This window comes from Cohnella hashimotonis, assembly GCF_030014955.1.
Classification (GTDB): Bacteria; Bacillota; Bacilli; order Paenibacillales; family Paenibacillaceae; genus Cohnella; species Cohnella hashimotonis.
In genome coordinates, this window is record NZ_JAGRPV010000001.1 from 1,134,477 (window position 1) to 1,154,532 (window position 20,056).

Below are 20,056 nucleotides of genomic sequence, written 5' to 3' on the forward strand. Positions count from 1 at the left end.
GTCTGCCGGCACGTCCCTGGGTATAAAATGACTCCCGACTTCGGACGGGGGCGAGGGATAGACTTGCGGAGGGTGCTTTTACCCCGTCCACCGCGCCTTCACTAGCTTTGCAAGTTAGCCCCGGCACCGATATAATTAAGGACAACCTGCGGTCTGACCGCATTGAAGGAGAACGATCGACATGCACGACTGGAGCGAGGGCGGGAGACAGGCCGCCGGCGCCGGACGATTCGTGCTGGAGCTGCGGTCCGAGGCGGATACGGTGCGTTTCGCCGAACGGCTGGCGGACCTGTGCGTACCTGGCGCGCTGATCGCGCTAGACGGCGATCTGGGCGCGGGCAAGACCCGCTTCGCGAAGGCATTCGCGGCCGGACTGGGCGTGCCGGGTATGGTGAACAGCCCGACGTTCACGATCGTCAAGGAATACGAAGGCGGCCGGTTGCCGCTTTATCATATGGACGTGTATCGCTTGTCGATCGAAGAAGCCGACGAGCTGGGACTGGACGAATATTTCGATGGAAACGGCGTCTCGCTCGTCGAATGGGCTTCGCTCGTCGAGCCGCTGCTGCCCCCGGAGCGTCTGCATATCCGGCTGGAGTTGACCGGTCCCGAGAGCAGGCTGGCGACATGCGAGCCGATCGGCGCCCGGTACGAGGACTGGTGCCGGGAGCTCGGTCTGCGGTTGTCGAAGGAGGAGGGAAGCGGCGATGACGACAAGGGGTAAAAAGACGGCAGGCGAAAATCCGCTCATGCTGTGCTTCGACACGTCTACGGCCGTGTTGGCCGCGTCGGTCTGCCGCGGCGACGAGGTGTTGGCGAGCCGCCATTCGCATGCCGAGCGCAACCATGCCGTGCGCATCGTGTCCGATCTGAAGGCGCTGCTGGAAGAGGCCGGTGCGGGTGAGGTCGACGCCATTGCAGTGGGGAAGGGTCCGGGCTCTTATACGGGCGTGCGCATCGGCGTGTCGGCTGCCAAGACGCTGGCTTGGGCCTGGGACAAGCCGCTCGTCGGCCTCTCGAGCCTCGAGACGCTGGCGATGGCGGCCGGGCCTTATTTGCGTGGCGAAAAACAGGCGACAGAGACGGATTCGTTCCCATCGCTCCGTGCGGGCCGGTCCGTCTGGATCGTCCCGATCATGGACGCCAGGCGCGGTCAAGTATACGGCGCCCGCTTCGGAACGACCGACGGAGCCGTGTGGCACCGTCTCGACGATGACGCGATCCGTCTTATCGGCGATTGGGGGCCGTCGCTTGCCGCGAGCGCGGCCGAAGAGGGCGCGCTGCTCGCGTTCGTCGGCGAGATCGGGCCGCACGCGGCCGTCCTTGCGGCGCTCGAGGGCGCGTTCGCGCTGCCGCTGACGATAGACGCGGGCGAGATGGGCCGACTCGCGGCGGCGCGATTGGCACAGGGGCTCGTTGACGACGTTCATCGCTTCGCGCCTAACTACACGCAGCTGACCGAAGCCGAGACCAAACTCGGCGACGGCGCTCGGACGGAGGGACAGGCTTGAACGACAAGATCGAGTTCCGGTCGATGACGCTGGCGGACATCGATGCCATCGTGGAGATCGAACGGGAGGCTTTTACCGCTCCCTGGACGCCGGAAGCTTTCCATAACGAACTGACGCAGAACTTGTTCGCCAAGTATATGGTGATGTCCAAGGGCGACGAAGTGCTCGGCTATGGCGGCATGTGGCTCATCGTGGACGAAGCGCACGTGACGAACATCGCGGTCCGCGAGGCGTACCGCGGCAAAGGGCTGGGCGAGCGCCTGCTGAGGGAACTGATGCGTACCGCGGCCTGGCTCGGCGCGGCGCGGATGACGCTCGAGGTGCGGGTGTCCAACGAACGCGCGCAGCGCCTCTATCGCAAGCTCGGTTTTGGCCCCGCGGGCCTTCGGCCGGGCTATTATTCGGATAACAACGAGGATGCCCTCATTATGTGGGCCGACCTGGACCCGTCGCTTGGCCGGGAGCGCGGAGGAATGTCATCATGACCACTAAGATGTCAGGTAACAAGGACGAGGGGCTGCTGCTTGCGATCGAGACCAGCTGCGACGAGACCTCGGCAGCCGTCGTGCGCGGCGGACGCGAGGTGCTCTCCAACATCGTCTCCAGTCAGATCGAGACGCATCGGCGCTTCGGCGGCGTCGTGCCGGAGATCGCTTCGCGCAAGCATGTCGAGAGCATCACGATGATCGTGCAGGAGGCGTTGACGGAAGCCGGCGTATCGCGCAGCGACATCGACGCGGTCGCCGTCACGCAAGGTCCGGGCCTGATCGGCGCGCTGCTGGTCGGCGTTGTGGCCGCCAAGGCGCTTGCACTTGCGCTCGACGTTCCGCTCATCGGTACGCATCATATCGCAGGCCATATTTATGCGAACCGGCTTGTCGGAGATATCGTATATCCGGCGCTTGCGCTCGTCGTGTCGGGCGGCCATACCGAGCTGGTTCTGCTTCCCGAAGAAGGCGTCTTTCAAATCATCGGTCGCACGCGGGACGATGCGGTCGGCGAGGCTTACGACAAGGTCGCGCGCGCGCTGTCTTTCCCTTATCCGGGGGGACCGCACGTAGACAAGCTGGCACGGCAGTCGGACGAAGAAATCGTGCTGCCGCGCGCCTGGCTCGAGGATGGCTCGTACGACTTCAGCTTCAGCGGGTTGAAGTCCGCCGTGCTTGCCGAGATCAACCGGACCAAGATGAAGGGACTCGATCCCGACTTCGCAGCGCTTGCGCGAGGCTTTCAGAACTCGGTGGTCGATGTCGTGACGACGAAGGCAATGAAGGCGGCAGCCGAGTTTGGCGCCCGCCAGCTGCTGCTGTGCGGCGGCGTCGCGGCCAACCGGGGCATTCGCGAGCGGCTGGCCGCGCTCTGCGAGGAAGCCGGATTGCCGATGCTCGTGCCGCCGCTGTCGCTGTGCAGCGACAATGCCGCGATGATCGGCGCCGCCGCGGATCTCAAATGGCGCAGGGGGCAGTTCTCATCGCTGGATCTGGCAGCTTCCGCGCAGGTGTCGCTGGAGGAATGGTAGGTTTAAGGGCGAAGTGTGAAATCTCGTGTTAATTAATAGATCAAATCATGTTATATATGTTGACATGTATATATCTGCATGTTAAAGTATTGACATACCCCCTTTTGAAAAGCGTTTGAACGATCGACACCGACCCCGTCGATCGTTCAGGCGCTTTTCTTCGTCCTGTGTGTCCATTCCTCCTAGTTTTCAACGTGACGGAAACTTTTTGCAGTAAATCCCGTCTTTTAGAAATAAAGGGGGCGGGATATTTGAGCAGAACATGGTTCGTTCCGATGATGATCGCAATTTTGTTTTTGTGCGGCTGCAGTCATTTGAAGACGATTCCGTTCGAGGGAAATACCGTAATCGACTGGGTCGATTTCGTCAGACTGGGAGAACGGGATTATTCGAGCGAGTATGGAACCGTGCTGGCCGATCCCTCGCTTGTGACCGACGAAGTCGTAGGCACGGTAAAGTTCAAGGTGGCGGATGTCGTCACGAATCCGCGCTATCGGACTAAGTCGGGGGATGCCGCGTTTTTGCCAAAAGGGACAAAGCTTTACCGGATCGAAGGTTACTCGGCCGACAAAGCGATTGCAGCCCGCGACGAGAAGCGGATCGGCGGCTATCGGCTTTACTTCGAGGATGGCATAAGGGGACAAATGGCGCTTCAATACGATACCTTGCCTAAAGACCGGATCGCTCGCATCGACCTGATCCGAAGCGGCGATATAGTGCCATATCGGTCGCTTGTGAATGTGGAGAAGGATGCATTCATGGGGTTGCTTGCATCCGGCGTAGAGGCGGCACCTACCTCGGCAGCAGGCGAGCCGGATCCCGTTTACACAAGCGTCGTATTTTATATGGACGGACCGTTCGCGTTCGTTTGCACTTTAATGGATGACGGCTTAAACGTGTATTTTATGCCGGGCAGCACGTTACGGATGGAAGGTGAAGTCAGGCGGCTGATCGAGGGGTAACAGCGGAATGTGGAAGCGGTTCGTCGAAAAAAGTCAATGGATTCGACTCCCAAATGAGCGCGTAGTAGGTGTGGGCAAAGTTATCCACACCCCCTGTGAACATTGGGGATAAGCGGGCTGAATGTGTTGGGAGAGTAAACGGAATGTAATCTTGAAAACGTGGATGATATTTTCATGGCCATCGCTTCCATTCTGGGGATTATGGGGGTAACATCATAAGCTGCCGCATGGACCTGCATGATCAATCCAGGAATATGGCGATAAGACGCCTTCCGCCCGATTTACAGTGTGTCCCCTGTAGCGCCGAAAGCGATGATTAAATGTGGATAAAACTGTGGGCAACCTGACTTTCAAACTTTTTGTGAAAATTTCGTCAAGGGGAGATCAACTTGGAAGTTAGGCTGGAGGATTGCAGGATCTAAGCCGAATCGCGGACGAGATCCTCGAGTCTCTCTGGTGATGGGACCGATATACCAACCTTAACGCCGAAAGCAGAAAGAAAAACCGCCCGTAAGCTTCGTCGGATGACAAAGCCGGGCGGCGTCGTATTTATAGCCTTCATGTCCCTGGAAAAGCAAGCGGAGACTTACTTGCTTGAACCGAACGTTGACTGTCTTGCGACAACTTTTGAATTCCATTCATAGCTTCCAAGTCGACCGGAAGTCTTCAGCTAAGTCGGATGTACGGCTTGCGCAAGGTGACGCCGCAGGCGCCCGCGCTTATTCCATCAATGACTCCCACAAGGCGAATGTCGTCTCAAGCGCCTGCTGTTTCTCTTCAAGTTTCGCTTGAACCTCGCGCAGCCGGACGAAGTCCGTGCACACTTCCGGCAGCGCCATCTCTTCCTCGAGGGCCGCGATCTCCGCTTCCAGCTTCGAGATGTCGGCTTCGGCTTGCTCACGCTTGCGCTGCTTCGCGCGTTCTTCGCGCTTTGCCTGTTTGTCGGCCTCATAGTCCGTTGCGGGCGCCTGCGCGGCCTGGGCAGTTCCTCCGGAGGCTGAGGCGCCGCCGGATGCGGATGCCGCGGCCCATTCTTCCAATTCGCGCTTTTTCGCGACCATTTCGTCATAATTTCCCAGGAAATGCGCAGCGCCATCCGGCCCGAGCTCAATGACGCGGTCCGCGAGCCTGTTCAGGAAGTAACGGTCATGCGAAACGAAGAGCAGCGTCCCGTCATACTCCTCCAAAGCGCCTTCGAGCACCTCGCGGCTCCAGAGGTCAAGATGGTTCGTCGGCTCGTCCAGCACCAGCACGTTGGCTTTCATCAGCATGAGCTTGGACAGCGCGACGCGCGCCTTTTCCCCGCCGCTGAGCGATCCGACCGTCTTGCGGACATCCTCGCCGCTGAACAGGAAGTTGCCGAGCACGGTGCGAATCTCAGCCTCGGGCAGCGTCGGATAACGGCTCCAGACCTCCTCCAGCACCGTGTTGGACGGGGTCAGACCTCGCTGCTCCTGGTCGTAATAGCCGAGCTGCACGCCGGTGCCCCAGCGGATCGTGCCCGCCGCGAGGGGGAGCTGGCCGACGAGCGCGCGCAGCAGCGTCGTCTTGCCGACGCCGTTGGGACCGAGCAGCGCGATGCGCTCGCCCCGCTTGACCTCGAAGCCGACATGGCGGAAAAGAGGGCTGATGTCTTCTTTCGGCGAGGCCGACGCGTCGTACACCTGCAGCACGTCTTTGCCTGTGCGGCGTTCGGCCGTAAAGGAAAAGCTTGCCTGCTTCAGCGTGCCCGGACGCTCCAGCCGTTCGATGCGTTCCAACGCGTTCCGGCGACTCTGCGCGCGGCGCGTGGTGGTGGCTCGAACGATGTTTTTCTGGATGAATTCCTCCATCCGCTGAATCTCTTTGCGCTGCTGATCGTACAGCTTGACCTTCTGCGCGAAATCCGCCGCCTTGAGCTCCATGAAGCGCGTATAATTGCCGGTGTAGCGCGTCGCCGCATGGCGCTCGATCTCTACAATAGAAGAGACTGTCGCATCCAAGAAGTAACGGTCATGCGAAACGATGACCATGGCGCCAGAATACGTCCGCAAATATTGCTCAAGCCAGGTCAACGTGTCGATGTCGAGGTGGTTCGTCGGTTCGTCCAGCAGGAGCAGCTCGGGCTGGACGACGAGCAGTCTGGCGAGCGCGAGGCGCGTCCGCTGTCCGCCGCTCAGCGAGGAGACGACCGTATCGCGCGAAAAGTCGCCGAAGCCCATGCCGTGGAGCACGGCCTTGATGCGATTGTTCATCTCGAAGCCGCCCGCTTCGCGGAATCTGTCGTTCGCGTCGGCATACTGCGCGAGCAGCGCTTCATAGCGGGCCGCGTCGGCTTGCTCGGCCGGATCGGCGATGCGCGTCTCGAGCCGTCCGAGGGCGCGCTCCTGCTCGAGCAGCGGTCCGAACGCGGCGTTCATCACTTCCTGGATGGTCAACTGCGGAGCCAGCCCGCTATTTTGCGCCAAGTAACCGATCCGCAGCTCGCGAGGCTTGGACACCGAACCTTGGTCGGAGTCCAGTTCGCCCGCCAAAATTTTGAGAAAAGTAGATTTGCCCGCCCCGTTCACGCCGACGAGACCGATGCGATCGCGTTCGCCGATTTGCAGCGAGACGCCTTCTAGTATAGGGGTGACGCCGTAATGCTTGACGATGCCGGATGCCTGTAAAAGCAAGAGGATTCCCTCCGAACGAGAACTTTTTAGTTGAAACAAGTTTATCGCAAATCCGCTCGAACGTCCAAAACGCAACACGGGGGCCGATTCGTGGCCACCCGATTCTGTGAAAAAGCTCTTTGGCGTCCTGTCCGGAAAAATGATACACTGTTGCTATCTATGAATATGAATAGCACTGAAGAGGGATGGCGGATGAACGCAAAGGAGCCGGACGGCACGGGGAAGCCCGCACTGCGCAAGGCGATGGCGGTCAAGCGCGACGCGCTGACGCCGTACGAGCGCGAGGCGCGTTCGCGAAGGCTGTGCGATGTCGTCGTCGCACAGGCGCTGCAGCCGCTTGGCCTGAAGCTGGGGAGGCCGCTGACCGTGGTCTTGTACGGCGCATTCCGCTCGGAGGCCGATCCGGCCGGCGTGCTGGATTGGTGCGTCGCTTCGGGCCATCGGGCGGTCGCCCCTCGCGTTCGGGAGGACGGCAGCGGAATGGAGCTGCGGATCGTCGCTTCATCGGCGGACTGGCGGCCGGAGCGCTATGGCGTGCCCAGTCCGGATCCGCTCCGTACCGAGCCGCTTGCGGCAGACGTTCGTCCCGACGTAGTGCTGGTTCCGGGCATGGCATTCGACCGGCATGGCGGCCGTCTCGGCTATGGCGGCGGTTATTACGATCGTTTGGCCGAAGCGCTAGGACCGGGAAGCCTGCCTTATTGGATCGGCTTTGCCTTTGCGCTTCAGCTGTCCGGCCAAGTCTTGCCCAAGGAAGCGCACGATCTGGCGCTCCACGGCGTGGCGACGGAAGAAGGCTTGATATGGTTTGCGGAGGAGGGGCTTTAGTGACCGGCGGCGATGGACGATTGACGCATTTTAACGAACAGGGCCGCGCCGTCATGGTAGACGTATCGGACAAGGCGGTAACGGCGCGGACGGCCGTGGCGGAGAGCCGGATTACGATGGCGCCTGCGACGCTGTCGCGGATTTTGGACCGTACCGTGGAGAAGGGCGACGTCCTGGCGGTTGCGCAGGTGGCGGCGATTCAGGCGGCCAAGCGGACATCCGATTGGATTCCGATGTGCCATCCGCTGCCGCTGACCGGCGTGAACGTGCGCTTTGGCACGAGCGGAGACGACACGCTGACGATCGCGGCCGAGGTCAAGACGACGGGCAAGACCGGCGTCGAGATGGAGGCGCTGACGGCGGTGTCCGCGGCTGCGCTGACCGTCTACGATATGTGCAAGGCGCTGCAGAAGGACATGGTAATCGGGCCAACCTTGCTGCAGAGCAAGACAGGCGGCAAGAGCGGGGATTACCGGGCGGAAGGCTAGGCCGATCGAGCCGAAGCCGCTTGCGAAGTTTGAGGAGACGCGAATCGGGGGGATGGGCATGATTTGGAAAGTAGCGCTGCTGACAGCCAGCGACAAAGGCTCCCGGGGCGAACGCGAGGATACGAGCGCGCAGGTAATCCGGGAGTTGGTCGAAGAGGAGCTTGGCGGGGAGATCGTCGACTATCGCGTCGTGCCCGACGAACAGGACGAGCTGCGAGCCGCCCTGATCGAGATGTGCGACTACTTTCAGGCCGATCTGGTGCTTACCACGGGCGGGACGAGTCTGGGTCTGCGCGACGTGACGCCCGAGGCCACGCTGATGGTATCCGAGCGGACCGTGCCGGGCATGACGGAGGCGATGCGGGCTGCGGTCATGCAGCGAAGTCGGCATTATATGCTCTATCGCGGCATTATCGCCATCCGGGGACGCTCGCTGATCGTTAATCTGCCGGGCGATCCGAAGGGCGTCAACGACATGCTGATGGCGATCATGGATCAACTGCCCGACGCCTTGCTGCTCGTATCGGGCATCGGGAAGGACAGAGACTACTGATGAGCGGTACTTCTGGACCTCGGGAGACCGTGCTTCGCGAGGTGAAGGTCGAGGACGCCGTCGGCTTGACGCTTGCGCACGACCTGACGCAGATTTTGCCCGGCGCCTTCAAGGGAAGGCTGTTTAGCAAGGGGCACCGCGTCACGGCGGACGACATCCCGAAGCTGAAGGATATCGGCAAGGAGCATCTGTATGTAATGGAGCTTGCGCCGGGCGATCTGCACGAGGACGACGCCGCGCTGCGGCTGGCTGCCGCGCTCGGCGGAGAAGGGATCGTTTACGGCGAACCGCACGAGGGCAAGGTGACGCTCAAGGCTGCCGGCCCGGGGCTCGCCGTCATCGCTCGCGAGGTCGTGGACGGGATTAACGCGCTGGGCGAGATCGCCCTCGCCACGATCGTCGGCGGACGGTTCGTGCAGGCCGGAGAAGCGATTGCCGCGTCCAGAGCGATCCCGCTGGTCGTGCCCGAAGCCAAGATCGCGGCCGCCGAACAGATCATGGCGCAATACAAAGCGAAGCATGGCGGAGCCGATGCCGTTGCGGTCAAGCCGCTTCGCCGGATGCGTGCGGGCCTGCTCTCCACGGGAACCGAGGTATTCACGGGACGGATCGCGGACAAGTTCGGCCCGGCGGTCCGGGCCAAGCTGGAAGCGCTCGGTTCGGAACTGGCCGAACAGCGCTTCGCACCCGACGATCGACAAATAATTGTCAACCACTTGTACTACTTCCTGGAACAACGTTATGATATGATACTGGTATCCGGCGGGATGTCCGTCGATCCGGACGACCGGACGCCGGGCGCCATCGCCGACGCGGGCGCCGACATTGTCAGCTACGGGACACCGATGCTGCCTGGTTCGATGCTGCTGTTCGGGTATCTGCAAGGAGTGCCGATCTTCGGATTGCCGGGCTGCGTCATGCACGATCCGTATACGTCGTTCGACGTGCTGCTTCCGCGCGTATTGGCGGGAGAGGCGATCACGCGGCAAGAGATCGCCGCGATGGGGTATGGCGGACTGCATCGTTGACCGGTCGGGGCGTTTTCGGCGGTACGTACTTTTACGCTACTGACCGGGGAATTAAGCGCATCAAATGGATGGAAGATCGTTGCGGGCGCCATGTTTTAGGTTGAAGGCAGGCGGCCGTTTTTCTTTTTTCGTTTAAGTTGCTCTGCATGACAGCTAGACAGGGGAGGGATAACTATGGGAGGTATTGGTGCATCGGGCTTGATCCTGCTGATCCTAATCGCCTTGCTGCTGTTCGGACCGAACAAGCTGCCTGAGCTGGGCAGGGCATTCGGCCGCACGCTGCGCGAGTTCAAGAAGGGCGCGAACGATCTGATGGACGACAGCGAACGTCCGGCACGCCGCGAAGTCGCGGCCGCTCCGGAAGCGGAGCCGGTGAAGTCCGAACGTCGTCTGCCTGAATAACGGGCGGGAGACCGTCAACGTACAGTATGGTCGCGGGTAACCCGGACGAACGGAACTCATGAATACGGAGGGCGGCTTGCGTTTCGGAGGCCGTCCTGATTTTTTGTGCCCGGTAGGGCGGAGGTCGCATATGGCGGAGCGCTCGGGCGCTAAGGCCGATACGATGGAAATGGGCGGAATGCCGCTCATGGAGCATATCGGAGAATTGCGCAAAAGGGTCATTTTAATCATCATCGTGCTGGTGCTCGCGCTGGTCGGGGGCTTGTTCGGCGCAGAGCCGCTGTTCGATTATCTCGTCGACGCCGCACCGTCGGGACAGATCGATCTCAGCGCCTTTTCGCCGTGGGACGCGATCAGCCTATATATGAAGTTCGCTTTTATCATCTCGTTTATCGTCGTAATTCCGTTCACCTTGTTCCAGCTGTGGGCATTCGTCAAGCCCGCGCTCGGGAAAAAGGAACAGCGCGCGACGCTGCGTTACATACCCGGAGCGCTCTTCATGTTTTTGGCGGGGCTGGCATTCGCCTACTACGTCATTTTCCCGATGGCCTATTCATTCACGGAGAAGGTCACGGCAAACTTGGGGCTGAAGCAAGTATACGGGGCCAACCAATACTTCAGCTTCCTGTTTAACATTCTGGTGCCGATGTCGCTCTTGTTCGAGCTGCCCATCGTCATATTGTTTCTCACGCGGATCGGCATTCTGAGTCCGGATCTGCTGCGCAAGCTAAGGAAGCTGGCCTGGTTCGTCATGGCCGTGGTCGGCGTCGTCGTGACGCCGCCGGACGTCATCTCGGACTTGCTCGTGGCGGTGCCGCTCATTCTGCTGTACGAGGTTAGCGTGCTGCTGTCGGCGAGCGCCTACAACAAGCGCCTGCGTCGCGCCGCCGAACGAGAAGCCGAATTTGACGAAGAGGATTAACGGGTTTTACAAGCGTTTGCCGTATTGAGGGCAGTGCCAGCCTTCGCGGCAGACGCTTTTTTGTCGATTTCACCGATCCCGGGGGCGGATGAGACCACGCAGCGCGTTTGAACGGTATCCCTTTGAATCAGGAAAGGTCCCATGCTAGGAGCGACGACGGCACTGCACGACGACGCATGACTCGCATCCCTGGCATCCTTTCAGATGACATGTCTTTGCAGGGATGCTTTCGCTGCCTTCATATAGGCGATTTGACCGAGCTCCTGACCGAAAGGGATACCTTTAAAACGGGAAAAAGTGGCCATGTAGGGCCATCGTATCATTCGTTTTAGGGCGCCCGATTCAAGTTTGCCGACAAAAAATTAAAATCCTTTCACATATTCGACATATTCCGATATTATCCAAAACGATCTTGTGCTAAAATGTGTCTGAGATTCGAAATGGAAGTGCTTACATAGACGAGAGCAAGCGACTTTAATTCGGAGGGGTAAAGCATGCGCAATTCGGGAATCAGCTTGCAAACGAAGTTTTTGATCGGCTACGTCTCGCTGGTCGTTCTGTTGGTGCTGTCTTTTATTTTACTTGCGGCAGCTTCGGTGTTCAAAGGACATACGGCGTTATTAATTGAAGTTATCGTCATTGATGCGCTGATCCTGGTGGGCGGCGGCTCTGCGCTGCTGACCGTCTCTCGCAAGCTTCTCCATTCGATCGGAGGCGTGACGGGCACGCTCAAGAACATCGCGGGTTCGGGCGGCGACCTGACCCAGCGCATCCCGGTATATACGCACGACGAAGTCGGCGACCTGGCTAAGGCCGCTAACGCCATGCTGGAGGGCCTTCAGAAGATGATGAAGGAGCTCCGTGAAAATACCGCCGAGCTCGCGGCGTCCGCCATCCAGCTAAAAACGGGCGCTGACGAAAACGCGAGAGTGAGCAGCGAAGTGTCCAGAGCCGTCGAGCGGGTAGCGGCAGGCTCGGAGACGCAAGTATCGCAGTCGCAGCAGATCTCGGCAGTCATGACCGAAACGATCAGCGGGCTGACGCAGGTTGCCACGACGACGACGGGCGTATCGGATGCCGCTCAGCTTACGCGGGACAGGGCCGAAGGCGGCTCCACGCTGCTCCAGACGACGTCGAGCGATATCGCGCAGGTCGAGTCGGCGTTCCGCTCGCTGCAGGAGACGGTTCGCGGCCTTAACCATAAGTCCGAGAAAGTCATCGAGGTCATCGGTTATATTTCGGAGATCTCGAGCCAGACGAATTTGCTCGCTTTGAATGCGGCGATCGAGGCCGCGCGCGCGGGAGAGCACGGCCGCGGCTTTGCCGTCGTTGCCGGCGAGATCCGCAAGCTGGCCGATCAGACGCAGCAGTCCGCCGTACAGATCGCGACGACGCTAGAGGCGATGTCAGGCGATATCACCAAGGTGGCCGCAATGTTCGAGCAGAGCGCGGAGCAGGTGTTCGGCGCCGTGTCCGGCATGCAGCACGCGGAGTCGGCATTCAGGGAGATCGTCGGCGAGGTCGGCAAGCTGAGCGCCAATATCGGCGACGTCGCCGCGGCGGTCGAACAGATGTCTGCGGGCAGCCAGTCGGTACAGCAGTCGATCAACGATATTACGCGCGTCACGGAAGAGAACGCGTCCTTTACCGAGCAAGTGACCGCGATGAGCCAGCAGCAGCTGTCGTCGACGGAAGAGATGGCCCGCACGGCCGACAGGCTCAGTACGATGGCGGCCCGCTTGAAGACGCTGGTCGGCAACTTCAGAACGTAAGACGGCGCAAAAAGCAACGGCGTATGCGTATAGTCCGGGGCAATTTGCGGAAACGATAAAAGCATGTCGAATGAGCGCGGATCCGCACTTGATGCGGATCCGCCTTTATTTTTTTAACGCAAAGGGACTTGAAATGGTTATCCAAAATCAGTATTATAGGTAGTGGTTATTAGCACTTAACACGATTGAGTGCTAAACTTCGCAAACTTCTCCGTAACGGAGTACAAAAGGAGGCAATTTTCATGATCAAACCTTTGGGTGATCGCGTGCTTGTCGAAGCAAGCGCCAAGGAAGAAAAGACGCTGAGCGGTATCGTTCTGCCGGATACGGCCAAGGAAAAGCCGCAAGAAGGCACCATTATCGCGGTAGGCGCCGGCGCAGTCGGCAAAGACGGCGCGCGCATCGCGCTGGAAGTCAGCGTAGGCGATCGCGTTCTGTTCTCCAAATATGCGGGAACCGAGATCAAGTACGAAGGCAAAGAGTATTTGATTATGAAAGAAAGCGACATTCACGCGATCGTCGGCTAAGCCGGCGGACAACCGCTGACATAAGCAATCGCAAGCATTACCTATCCTGACAAGGGAACCAAAATCGAGGAGGGTTATTGAAGAATGGCTAAAGAAATCAAGTTTAGCGAAGACGCGCGCCGCGCGATGCTCCGCGGTGTAGACGCACTGGCCAATGCCGTAAAGGTAACGCTTGGACCGAAGGGCCGTAACGTCGTGCTCGAGAAGAAGTTCGGCTCCCCGCTGATCACGAACGACGGCGTGACGATTGCCAAGGAGATTGAGCTTGAGGACGCGTTCGAAAACGCGGGCGCTCAACTCGTCAAAGAAGTCGCCACGAAGACCAACGACGTTGCCGGCGACGGCACGACGACCGCTACCGTCCTGGCGCAAGCCATCATCCGCGAAGGCCTGAAGAACGTCACGGCCGGCGCGAACCCGATGGTCGTCCGCAAGGGCATCGACAAGGCCGTACGCGCCGCTGTCGAGCAGCTGAAGGCGATCTCCAAGCAAGTCGAAGGCAGCAACGACATCGCGCAAGTCGCTTCCATCTCCGCGGCTGACGAAGAAGTCGGCAAGCTGATCGCCGAAGCGATGGAGAAGGTCGGCAAAGACGGCGTCATCACCGTCGAAGAATCCAAGGGCTTCTTGACCGAGCTGGACGTCGTCGAAGGCATGCAGTTCGACCGCGGCTATGTGTCCCCTTATATGATCACCGACACGGACAAGATGGAAGCGGTGCTGGACAATCCGTACATCCTGATCACGGATAAGAAGATCTCCAACATCCAAGAGATTCTGCCTGTTCTGGAGAAGGTCGTACAATCCGGCAAGCAGCTGCTGATCATCGCCGAGGACGTCGAAGGCGAAGCGCAAGCGACGCTGATCGTCAACCGTCTGCGCGGCACGTTCACTTGCGTAGCCGTCAAGGCGCCTGGCTTCGGCGATCGCCGCAAGGCGATGCTGCAAGACATCGCGGCTCTGACCGGCGGTCAAGTGATCACCGAAGAGCTCGGTCTTGAGCTGAAATCCACGAACGTGAACCAACTGGGCTCCGCCCGCCAAATTCGCGTCAACAAAGAAAACACGATTATCGTCGACGGTGCGGGCGATTCGAACGATATCAAGGCGCGCGTCAACCAAATCCGCGCACAAATCGAAGAAACGACTTCCGACTTCGACCGCGAAAAGCTCCAAGAGCGTCTGGCGAAGCTGGCAGGCGGCGTTGCCGTCATCAAGGTTGGCGCTGCTACCGAGACCGAACTGAAGGAGCGCAAGCTCCGCATCGAAGACGCACTGAACGCGACTCGCGCAGCCGTCGAAGAAGGCATCGTTTCCGGCGGCGGCACGGCGCTGGTTAACGTTTACAACGCGGTTGCGGCCGTTAACGCCGAAGGCGACGAGAAGACGGGCGTCAACATCATCCTTCGCTCGCTCGAAGAGCCGATCCGCACGATCGCTGCCAACGCGGGCCAAGAAGGCTCCGTCATCGTCGAGCGTCTGAAGAAGGAAGAAGTCGGCGTCGGCTACAATGCCGCTACCGGCGAGTGGGTCAACATGTTCGAAGCCGGCATCATCGATCCGGTGAAGGTGACTCGCTCCGCGCTTCAAAACGCAGCATCCGTTGCAGGCCTGTTCCTGACGACCGAAGCGGTCATCACCGACAAGCCTGAGAAGGACAAAGCGCCTGCCGGCATGCCTGGCGGCATGGGCGATATGGGCGGCATGGGCGGATTCTAATTCCATCCACCGCGAATATAGCAATACCTGGCCGGACTCCAAATCGGAGTCCGGTTTTTTGCGTTGCGGAAGATCGCCAGCAAGGGTAATAAAACGGTTATGGGTACTTTTTTATGCAACAAATTAAAAAGAGAGGGCGTGATCGGGTGGAATGGGAATGGCTGCTCCGAATCGCGGCCGCAGGATTGTGCGGGGCGATTATCGGCTACGAACGCAAGAGCAGGATGAAGGAAGCTGGAATCAAGACGCACTTTATCGTAGGCATAGGCGCAGCGCTCATGATGGTGCTGTCCAAATACGGCTTCGGGGACCAGAGCGATTGGCCCAATCTCTCGCTCGACCCTTCGCGGATCGCGGCGCAGGTCGTCAGCGGCGTCGGCTTTCTGGGGGCCGGCATGATTATTTTGCAGAAGCAGACGATCAAGGGGCTGACGACGGCGGCCGGCGTATGGTCCACGGCAGGGATGGGGATGGCGATCGGTGCGGGCTTATACATCGTCGGAGGCGGCGCGGTGATTTTGATCGTACTCGGACAGACGCTCCTGCAGCGCAGCATCGGCCGTCTCGGGCAGGCGGCGGCAGAGCATGTCGGGATCCGGATGGAGGGCGGGGAAGGCGCAATGGAAGAATTGCTTGCCAAGCTGAAGGAGCTTCAGGTGTCGCTGATCGCGATACAGACGGACCGGGACGACAAGCGGGAGATTTCCGTCGATCTGTCGCTCAAGCTGCCGGCTTCCTGCGACAAGGAAAACTTGCTTGCGGCGCTGCACGAACTCGTCCATGTCCGGCACATCGAATGGCAATAAAGCCAAAAAAGCGCGCAAAAAGCGCAAGAATTGCAGGGGGACAGTTTTTCCAGTCTATGGTACAATGAATACGCTTCAATTCGGACGGAGCCGGGAATGCCATCCCGCAATACCTATTTGTCAAAGGGGAAGATCATTGTGCCTGCGCTTGACATGCCTTTAGAGCAGTTAAAAGAGTACCGGGGACGCAACCCGCGCCCGGCCGATTTCGACGAGTACTGGGAGCGCGCGCTAGCCGAGCTGAAGGCGACCGATCCGCAGGTCGAGCTCGTTCCGAGCGAATTCCAGACGCCGAAGGCCGAGTGCTTCGACCTGTACTTCACGGGCGTCAGAGGCGCACGCATCCATGCGAAGTACGTTCGTCCCAAAAACGTGCAGGAGCCGCATCCGGCCCTCGTGCAGTTCCACGGTTATTCGGGCAGCGCAGGCGATTGGAACGACAAGCTCGCATACGCCGCGCTCGGCTATTCCGTGCTGTCTATGGATGCCCGCGGTCAAGGCGGCCAATCAGAGGATGTCGGCGGCGTGAAGGGCAATACGCTGAACGGCCATATTATCCGCGGTCTGGACGATCATCCTGACAATCTGCTGTTCCGACATATTTTCCTCGATACGGCACAGCTCGCCGGCATCGCGCTCGGCCTGCCGGAGGTCGATTCGTCCCGCGTATACGCGGCCGGCGGCTCGCAGGGCGGCGCGCTCACGATCGCTTGCGCGGCGCTTGAACCGCGTATATCCAAGCTTGCTCCGGTATTCCCTTTCCTTTGCGACTACAAGCGGGTCTGGGAGATGGACTTGGCGAAGGATGCCTATCAGGAGCTGCGCGACTACTTCCGCCGCTTCGACCCGACGCACGAGCGAGAGGAAGAGGTGTTCACCAAACTCGGCTATATCGATCTTCAGTACCTGGCCGACCGCATTCAAGGCGAAGTGCTCATGTTCGTCGGGCTGATGGACTCGGTCTGTCCGCCATCGACGCAGTTCGCCGCCTACAACAAGATCACGGCGAAGAAGGATCTCGTCATCTATCCCGACTTCGGTCACGAAGGTCTGCCTGGCTCTTCGGACAAGACGATGCAGTTCTTTATGCGGGACTAATCCGGTATATCGTGTTATACTCATTACAGTACGGACTCCCCCTGAGCGGGGGGGTCTGCTTTTGTTATTTCACCCGAGGAAGTGAATGGCTTTGAACGTTTCATGGAAGAGGAATCTGTACGTACTCTGGACCGGCGTGTTTTTTTGCAGCATGGCTTACTCGGCCGCCATACCGTTCATCCCTTTGTTCCTGAAAAACGACCTGGGCGTCGAGCATCACGTCAACCAGTGGTCGGGGTTCGCGTTCGGCGTTACTTTTCTCGCAAGCGCGCTGATCGCGCCATATTGGGGGTCGCTTGCCGACAAATACGGGCGCAGACCGATGTTGATCCGCTCCGGCTACAGTCTCGCGGCGTTGTACCTGATCACCTATTTCGTGCACGATCCGTATGTGTTTCTGTTGGTGCGGGTGTGCCAAGGCTTGCTTGCAGGCTATGTTCCGGCTTCGATCGCGCTGGTCGCGACGAATACGCCGGAGGAAAAATCGGGATACGCGCTCGGCGTCATGGCGACGGCCGGCGCCAGCGGCGGCATCATCGGGCCGCTCGTCGGCGGCGTCGTGAGCCATCTGACGGGCAACCGGGAGGCTTTTTTATTTTCGGCGGCAGTCGTTTTCGTATCGGCACTGATCGCGAGCTTTTTCGTCAAAGAGGAGAAATTCAACCGTTCGGCAAAGCGGTCCAGCATCCGCGAGGATCTGTCGCAGGCGGTCCACAACCGCACGTTCATCACGCTGCTCCTGCTTGTCGGCCTTAGCACCTTCTCCGTCATGATCCTGGAGCCGCTGCTGACGATCTACATGACACAGCTAGGCGGGGAGCAATCCGATGCTTCGCTGCAGGCAGGAATCGTCTTCTCGGCCGTCGGTATCGCGACGCTGATCGCGGCGCCGCAGTGGGGCAAGATCGGCCAGCGGATCGGCTTCATCAAAGTGCTCGTCATCGGTCTCGCAGGCGGGGGCATCGGCAATCTACTCCAATTTTTCGTCGGGCATTATACCGAGTTCGGCGCGCTCCGTTTCGTATACGGCCTATTCTTCGCCGGCGTCTATCCCGCGCTTAACGCCATGATCGTACGCGTCACGGCGCCGGAATTTCGGGGCCGCGCCTTCAGCCTCAGCCAATCGTCCACACAGCTGGCCACGATGCTCGGACCGGTGCTCGGCGGCTTGCTCTCCGGCTGGATTCCGATCCGCTGGGTGTTCGTGCTTAACGGGTTGATGCTCTTATGTTCGGCCCTCTTGCTGTTCCGCAAGCGGCACTTGGACCGCCCCGAGCCCAGCTCGGCCGGGGAGGGCGCCGCATGACCGTTTTTTTGCATATTCTCGTGAACAACGTACTTCCGATTTCGATTTTGATCGCGCTCGGCATCATCTTGCAACGCTGCTTTAAGCTGGACATTCGGACGCTGTCGAAGCTGAACTTTTATTTATTTTCTCCCGCGATCATGTTCAAGCTGCTCTACAATACGGCCATCTCGCTCTCTCTGTTTGGCATGGTCATGGCGTTTTTCGCCATTTTTATGCTGCTCCAGTACGCGCTCGTTTCGGCGGTCGTCCGTCTTCGCGGATACGGTCCGTCGATGCGCAGCGCGATGCAGTGCAGCGTGCTGTTCTACAACAGCGCAAACTACGGGATCCCGCTTAACCAGCTGGCGTTCCACAACAACCCGTATACGTTGTCCGTACAGGTGCTGATCATGATGATGCAGTCCCTCATTCCAAATACATACGGCGTTTACAGCGTCAATGCGCACAAGTCGGATTGGCGCCAGATTCGCCGGGTCATTCTGTCGATGCCGGTCATCTACGTGATTCCCGTGGCGCTGCTGATGCGCTACCTCTCGGTGCCGCTGCCGGACTCCGTCGTGACCTCCGTCGATTATTTATCCAATGCCTTCATCGGCACGGCGCTGATCACGCTCGGCGTGCAGCTGGGGAGCATGGCTTGGCGCATCAGCCGCCAGCTGTTGTCGGACATCGGGTTATCCCTGGTGCTGCGCTTGGCAGCCGGTCCGCTGCTTGCATGGGGCGCTTGCGAAATCATAGGCGCGCACGGCTTGCTGGCAAGCGCTTTGATCGTCTCGTCCGCCGTTCCCACCTCGCTAAGCAGCGTACTGCTCGCCGTCGAATTCGACAACGAACCCGAGTTTGCCTCGCAGACGGTTTTCGCCTCGACTGCGGTCAGCACCGTGACGGTGGCGGCGGTTATCGCGATACTGGGCGTGTAACGACTGTTTTGTACAGGTGCATGGTCATGGGGACTGGGCGCGGTGTACATAGGTTACCCCTGGTATATTGTGCGCCCCATGCAACTTCTCCTGATCTGGAAGCGTCTGGATGTTAGACGGATACAGATCGGGGGAATATGGATGAAAAAATATGCGGTATATTGGATCCTAGGCGCGCTGCTGATCTTGCAGGGCTGCGGAGCTCGCGAGGTTTTTACGGGAGCGGAGACCGGAGGAGAGCTGCCGAAGTCTCCTTCGGCACCCGCTTCGTCCGTGCAGTTGCCCGCGCCTTCCGCAGACTCTTATAAGATGCCGGATGTCGTGCCGCATCTTGAGGTGTCCGTTGGCGGCACGACCTTCGAGGCACAGACCGGCAGCTTCTGCTGGAGCGACAACAAAAAAGGCATCGGCGTGTGCGCGGATGCCGCAGCGATGCCGCCTAGCTTCGAGGACGTCAAGGTCAAGCCGTTCGCGAACGCAGGCGACGAGATCGCGCTTGCCTGGTCGGGGGATCCGCCGGACAGCGTTCACAGTATTGCGTACTTCCCCGGGACGGAGCGGCCCGTCGAGGCCATTGAGCTGCGGGATGGGAAGCTTCGAGTCGCAGCAGGCAAAGGCGATCAATTGTACGAGGTGACGGCAACCTGGCCGCAAGGTACGGTTCCTTTCTTTTTCGGTATTCGCGCCGACGCCGAAGAAAATGCAGCGAACGCAGAAGAAGCTGACTCCGCTCTGCGCAAGCTTGCCTGGGAGGCAATGCCTGAGAGCGACAGGGCATCCGTCGTCGGCGATTGGTGGGAGGCCGAGATTGACGTGCCGGGATTTCATCCGGCCGGCCTCTCTGCCGTCGATGGCGAGGGTGAGGTGATCGAACTTCCTTCGGCCGACCCCGAGCAGTTGAGAAAGGTGACCTTTCATACGAAAAATGAACCCAAGCTCGGACCGATGGTCGCGGTGATCGATCGCGAATCCCGCGATCTGCTCGGCTGGCTGCTCCGTGATTAAACTTAAAAATGGCTTGTGCGATCGGCCGTTCCC

The 20,056-nt window shown here is 59.6% G+C and carries 20 protein-coding genes; 19 read left to right on the forward strand and 1 reads right to left on the reverse strand.

Features of this window, described 5'->3' with window-relative positions:
- Positions 1-181: 181 nt before the first annotated feature.
- The 5 genes from tsaE to KB449_RS04450 all read left to right on the forward strand — a co-directional run bounded on the left by tsaE (position 182) and on the right by KB449_RS04450 (position 3,992).
- Positions 182-724 carry a tRNA (adenosine(37)-N6)-threonylcarbamoyltransferase complex ATPase subunit type 1 TsaE gene (gene tsaE / locus KB449_RS04430; protein WP_282907211.1) on the forward strand — a complete coding sequence of 181 codons (543 nt, stop codon included), beginning with the start codon at positions 182-184 and terminating at the stop codon, positions 722-724.
- Positions 708-1,511: a tRNA (adenosine(37)-N6)-threonylcarbamoyltransferase complex dimerization subunit type 1 TsaB gene (gene tsaB / locus KB449_RS04435; protein ID WP_282907212.1), complete on the forward strand. Its 804-nt coding sequence runs from the start codon at positions 708-710 to the stop codon at positions 1,509-1,511. The genes tsaE and tsaB overlap by 17 nt, the downstream gene beginning before the upstream one ends.
- The gene (gene rimI / locus KB449_RS04440; RefSeq protein ID WP_282907213.1) at positions 1,508-1,996 is read left to right on the forward strand and encodes a ribosomal protein S18-alanine N-acetyltransferase; all 489 of its coding nucleotides are present in this window, start codon (positions 1,508-1,510) and stop codon (positions 1,994-1,996) included. The genes tsaB and rimI overlap by 4 nt, the downstream gene beginning before the upstream one ends.
- The gene (gene tsaD, locus KB449_RS04445; RefSeq protein WP_282907214.1) at positions 1,993-3,030 is read left to right on the forward strand and encodes a tRNA (adenosine(37)-N6)-threonylcarbamoyltransferase complex transferase subunit TsaD; all 1,038 of its coding nucleotides are present in this window, start codon (positions 1,993-1,995) and stop codon (positions 3,028-3,030) included. The genes rimI and tsaD overlap by 4 nt, the downstream gene beginning before the upstream one ends.
- A gap of 251 nt (positions 3,031-3,281) precedes the next feature.
- Complete coding sequence (locus KB449_RS04450; RefSeq protein ID WP_282907215.1) at positions 3,282-3,992, forward strand: hypothetical protein; 711 nt, start codon at positions 3,282-3,284, stop codon at positions 3,990-3,992.
- Positions 3,993-4,711: 719 nt separating this feature from the next.
- Here the strand turns inward: KB449_RS04450 and KB449_RS04455 are convergent.
- Positions 4,712-6,646, reverse strand: a complete 1,935-nt coding sequence (locus tag KB449_RS04455; RefSeq protein WP_282907216.1) for an ABC-F family ATP-binding cassette domain-containing protein — start codon at positions 6,644-6,646, stop codon at positions 4,712-4,714.
- A gap of 192 nt (positions 6,647-6,838) precedes the next feature.
- On the opposite strand from KB449_RS04455, the gene KB449_RS04460 reads away from it, so the two are divergent.
- The 14 genes from KB449_RS04460 to KB449_RS04525 all read left to right on the forward strand — a co-directional run bounded on the left by KB449_RS04460 (position 6,839) and on the right by KB449_RS04525 (position 20,023).
- Positions 6,839-7,474: a 5-formyltetrahydrofolate cyclo-ligase gene (locus KB449_RS04460; RefSeq protein ID WP_282907217.1), complete on the forward strand. Its 636-nt coding sequence runs from the start codon at positions 6,839-6,841 to the stop codon at positions 7,472-7,474.
- Positions 7,474-7,962, forward strand: a complete 489-nt coding sequence (moaC, locus tag KB449_RS04465) for a cyclic pyranopterin monophosphate synthase MoaC (RefSeq protein WP_434082485.1) — start codon at positions 7,474-7,476, stop codon at positions 7,960-7,962. The genes KB449_RS04460 and moaC overlap by 1 nt, the downstream gene beginning before the upstream one ends.
- A 58-nt stretch (positions 7,963-8,020) precedes the next feature.
- Entirely contained in the window at positions 8,021-8,515 is a 495-nt protein-coding gene (locus KB449_RS04470) for a MogA/MoaB family molybdenum cofactor biosynthesis protein (RefSeq protein WP_282907219.1), read from the forward strand.
- A complete protein-coding gene (locus KB449_RS04475; protein ID WP_282907220.1) occupies positions 8,515-9,543 on the forward strand; it encodes a molybdopterin-binding protein in 1,029 nt (342 codons plus the stop codon). Before KB449_RS04470 ends, KB449_RS04475 begins: the two co-directional genes overlap by 1 nt.
- Before the next feature lie 174 nt (positions 9,544-9,717).
- Positions 9,718-9,945 (forward strand): twin-arginine translocase TatA/TatE family subunit, encoded by a 228-nt coding sequence (gene tatA, locus KB449_RS04480; RefSeq protein WP_282907221.1) that lies wholly within the window; start codon positions 9,718-9,720, stop codon positions 9,943-9,945.
- Between the two features lie 130 nt (positions 9,946-10,075).
- Complete coding sequence (gene tatC, locus KB449_RS04485) at positions 10,076-10,867, forward strand: twin-arginine translocase subunit TatC (protein WP_282907222.1); 792 nt, start codon at positions 10,076-10,078, stop codon at positions 10,865-10,867.
- A 494-nt stretch (positions 10,868-11,361) separates the two neighbouring features.
- A complete protein-coding gene (locus KB449_RS04490) occupies positions 11,362-12,639 on the forward strand; it encodes a methyl-accepting chemotaxis protein (protein ID WP_282907223.1) in 1,278 nt (425 codons plus the stop codon).
- 242 nt (positions 12,640-12,881) lie between these two features.
- A complete protein-coding gene (groES, locus tag KB449_RS04495) occupies positions 12,882-13,166 on the forward strand; it encodes a co-chaperone GroES (RefSeq protein ID WP_090110743.1) in 285 nt (94 codons plus the stop codon).
- Between the two features lie 84 nt (positions 13,167-13,250).
- Positions 13,251-14,885, forward strand: a complete 1,635-nt coding sequence (gene groL / locus KB449_RS04500) for a chaperonin GroEL (protein WP_282907224.1) — start codon at positions 13,251-13,253, stop codon at positions 14,883-14,885.
- Positions 14,886-14,998: 113 nt separating this feature from the next.
- Positions 14,999-15,691, forward strand: a complete 693-nt coding sequence (locus KB449_RS04505) for an MgtC/SapB family protein (protein ID WP_286672184.1) — start codon at positions 14,999-15,001, stop codon at positions 15,689-15,691.
- A 138-nt stretch (positions 15,692-15,829) separates the two neighbouring features.
- Positions 15,830-16,789 (forward strand): acetylxylan esterase, encoded by a 960-nt coding sequence (locus KB449_RS04510; protein ID WP_282907226.1) that lies wholly within the window; start codon positions 15,830-15,832, stop codon positions 16,787-16,789.
- A gap of 91 nt (positions 16,790-16,880) precedes the next feature.
- Positions 16,881-18,095 (forward strand): MFS transporter, encoded by a 1,215-nt coding sequence (locus KB449_RS04515; protein WP_282907227.1) that lies wholly within the window; start codon positions 16,881-16,883, stop codon positions 18,093-18,095.
- Positions 18,092-19,018, forward strand: a complete 927-nt coding sequence (locus tag KB449_RS04520) for an AEC family transporter (RefSeq protein WP_282907228.1) — start codon at positions 18,092-18,094, stop codon at positions 19,016-19,018. Before KB449_RS04515 ends, KB449_RS04520 begins: the two co-directional genes overlap by 4 nt.
- A 141-nt stretch (positions 19,019-19,159) precedes the next feature.
- A complete protein-coding gene (locus KB449_RS04525; protein ID WP_282907229.1) occupies positions 19,160-20,023 on the forward strand; it encodes a hypothetical protein in 864 nt (287 codons plus the stop codon).
- Positions 20,024-20,056: the final 33 nt, after the last annotated feature.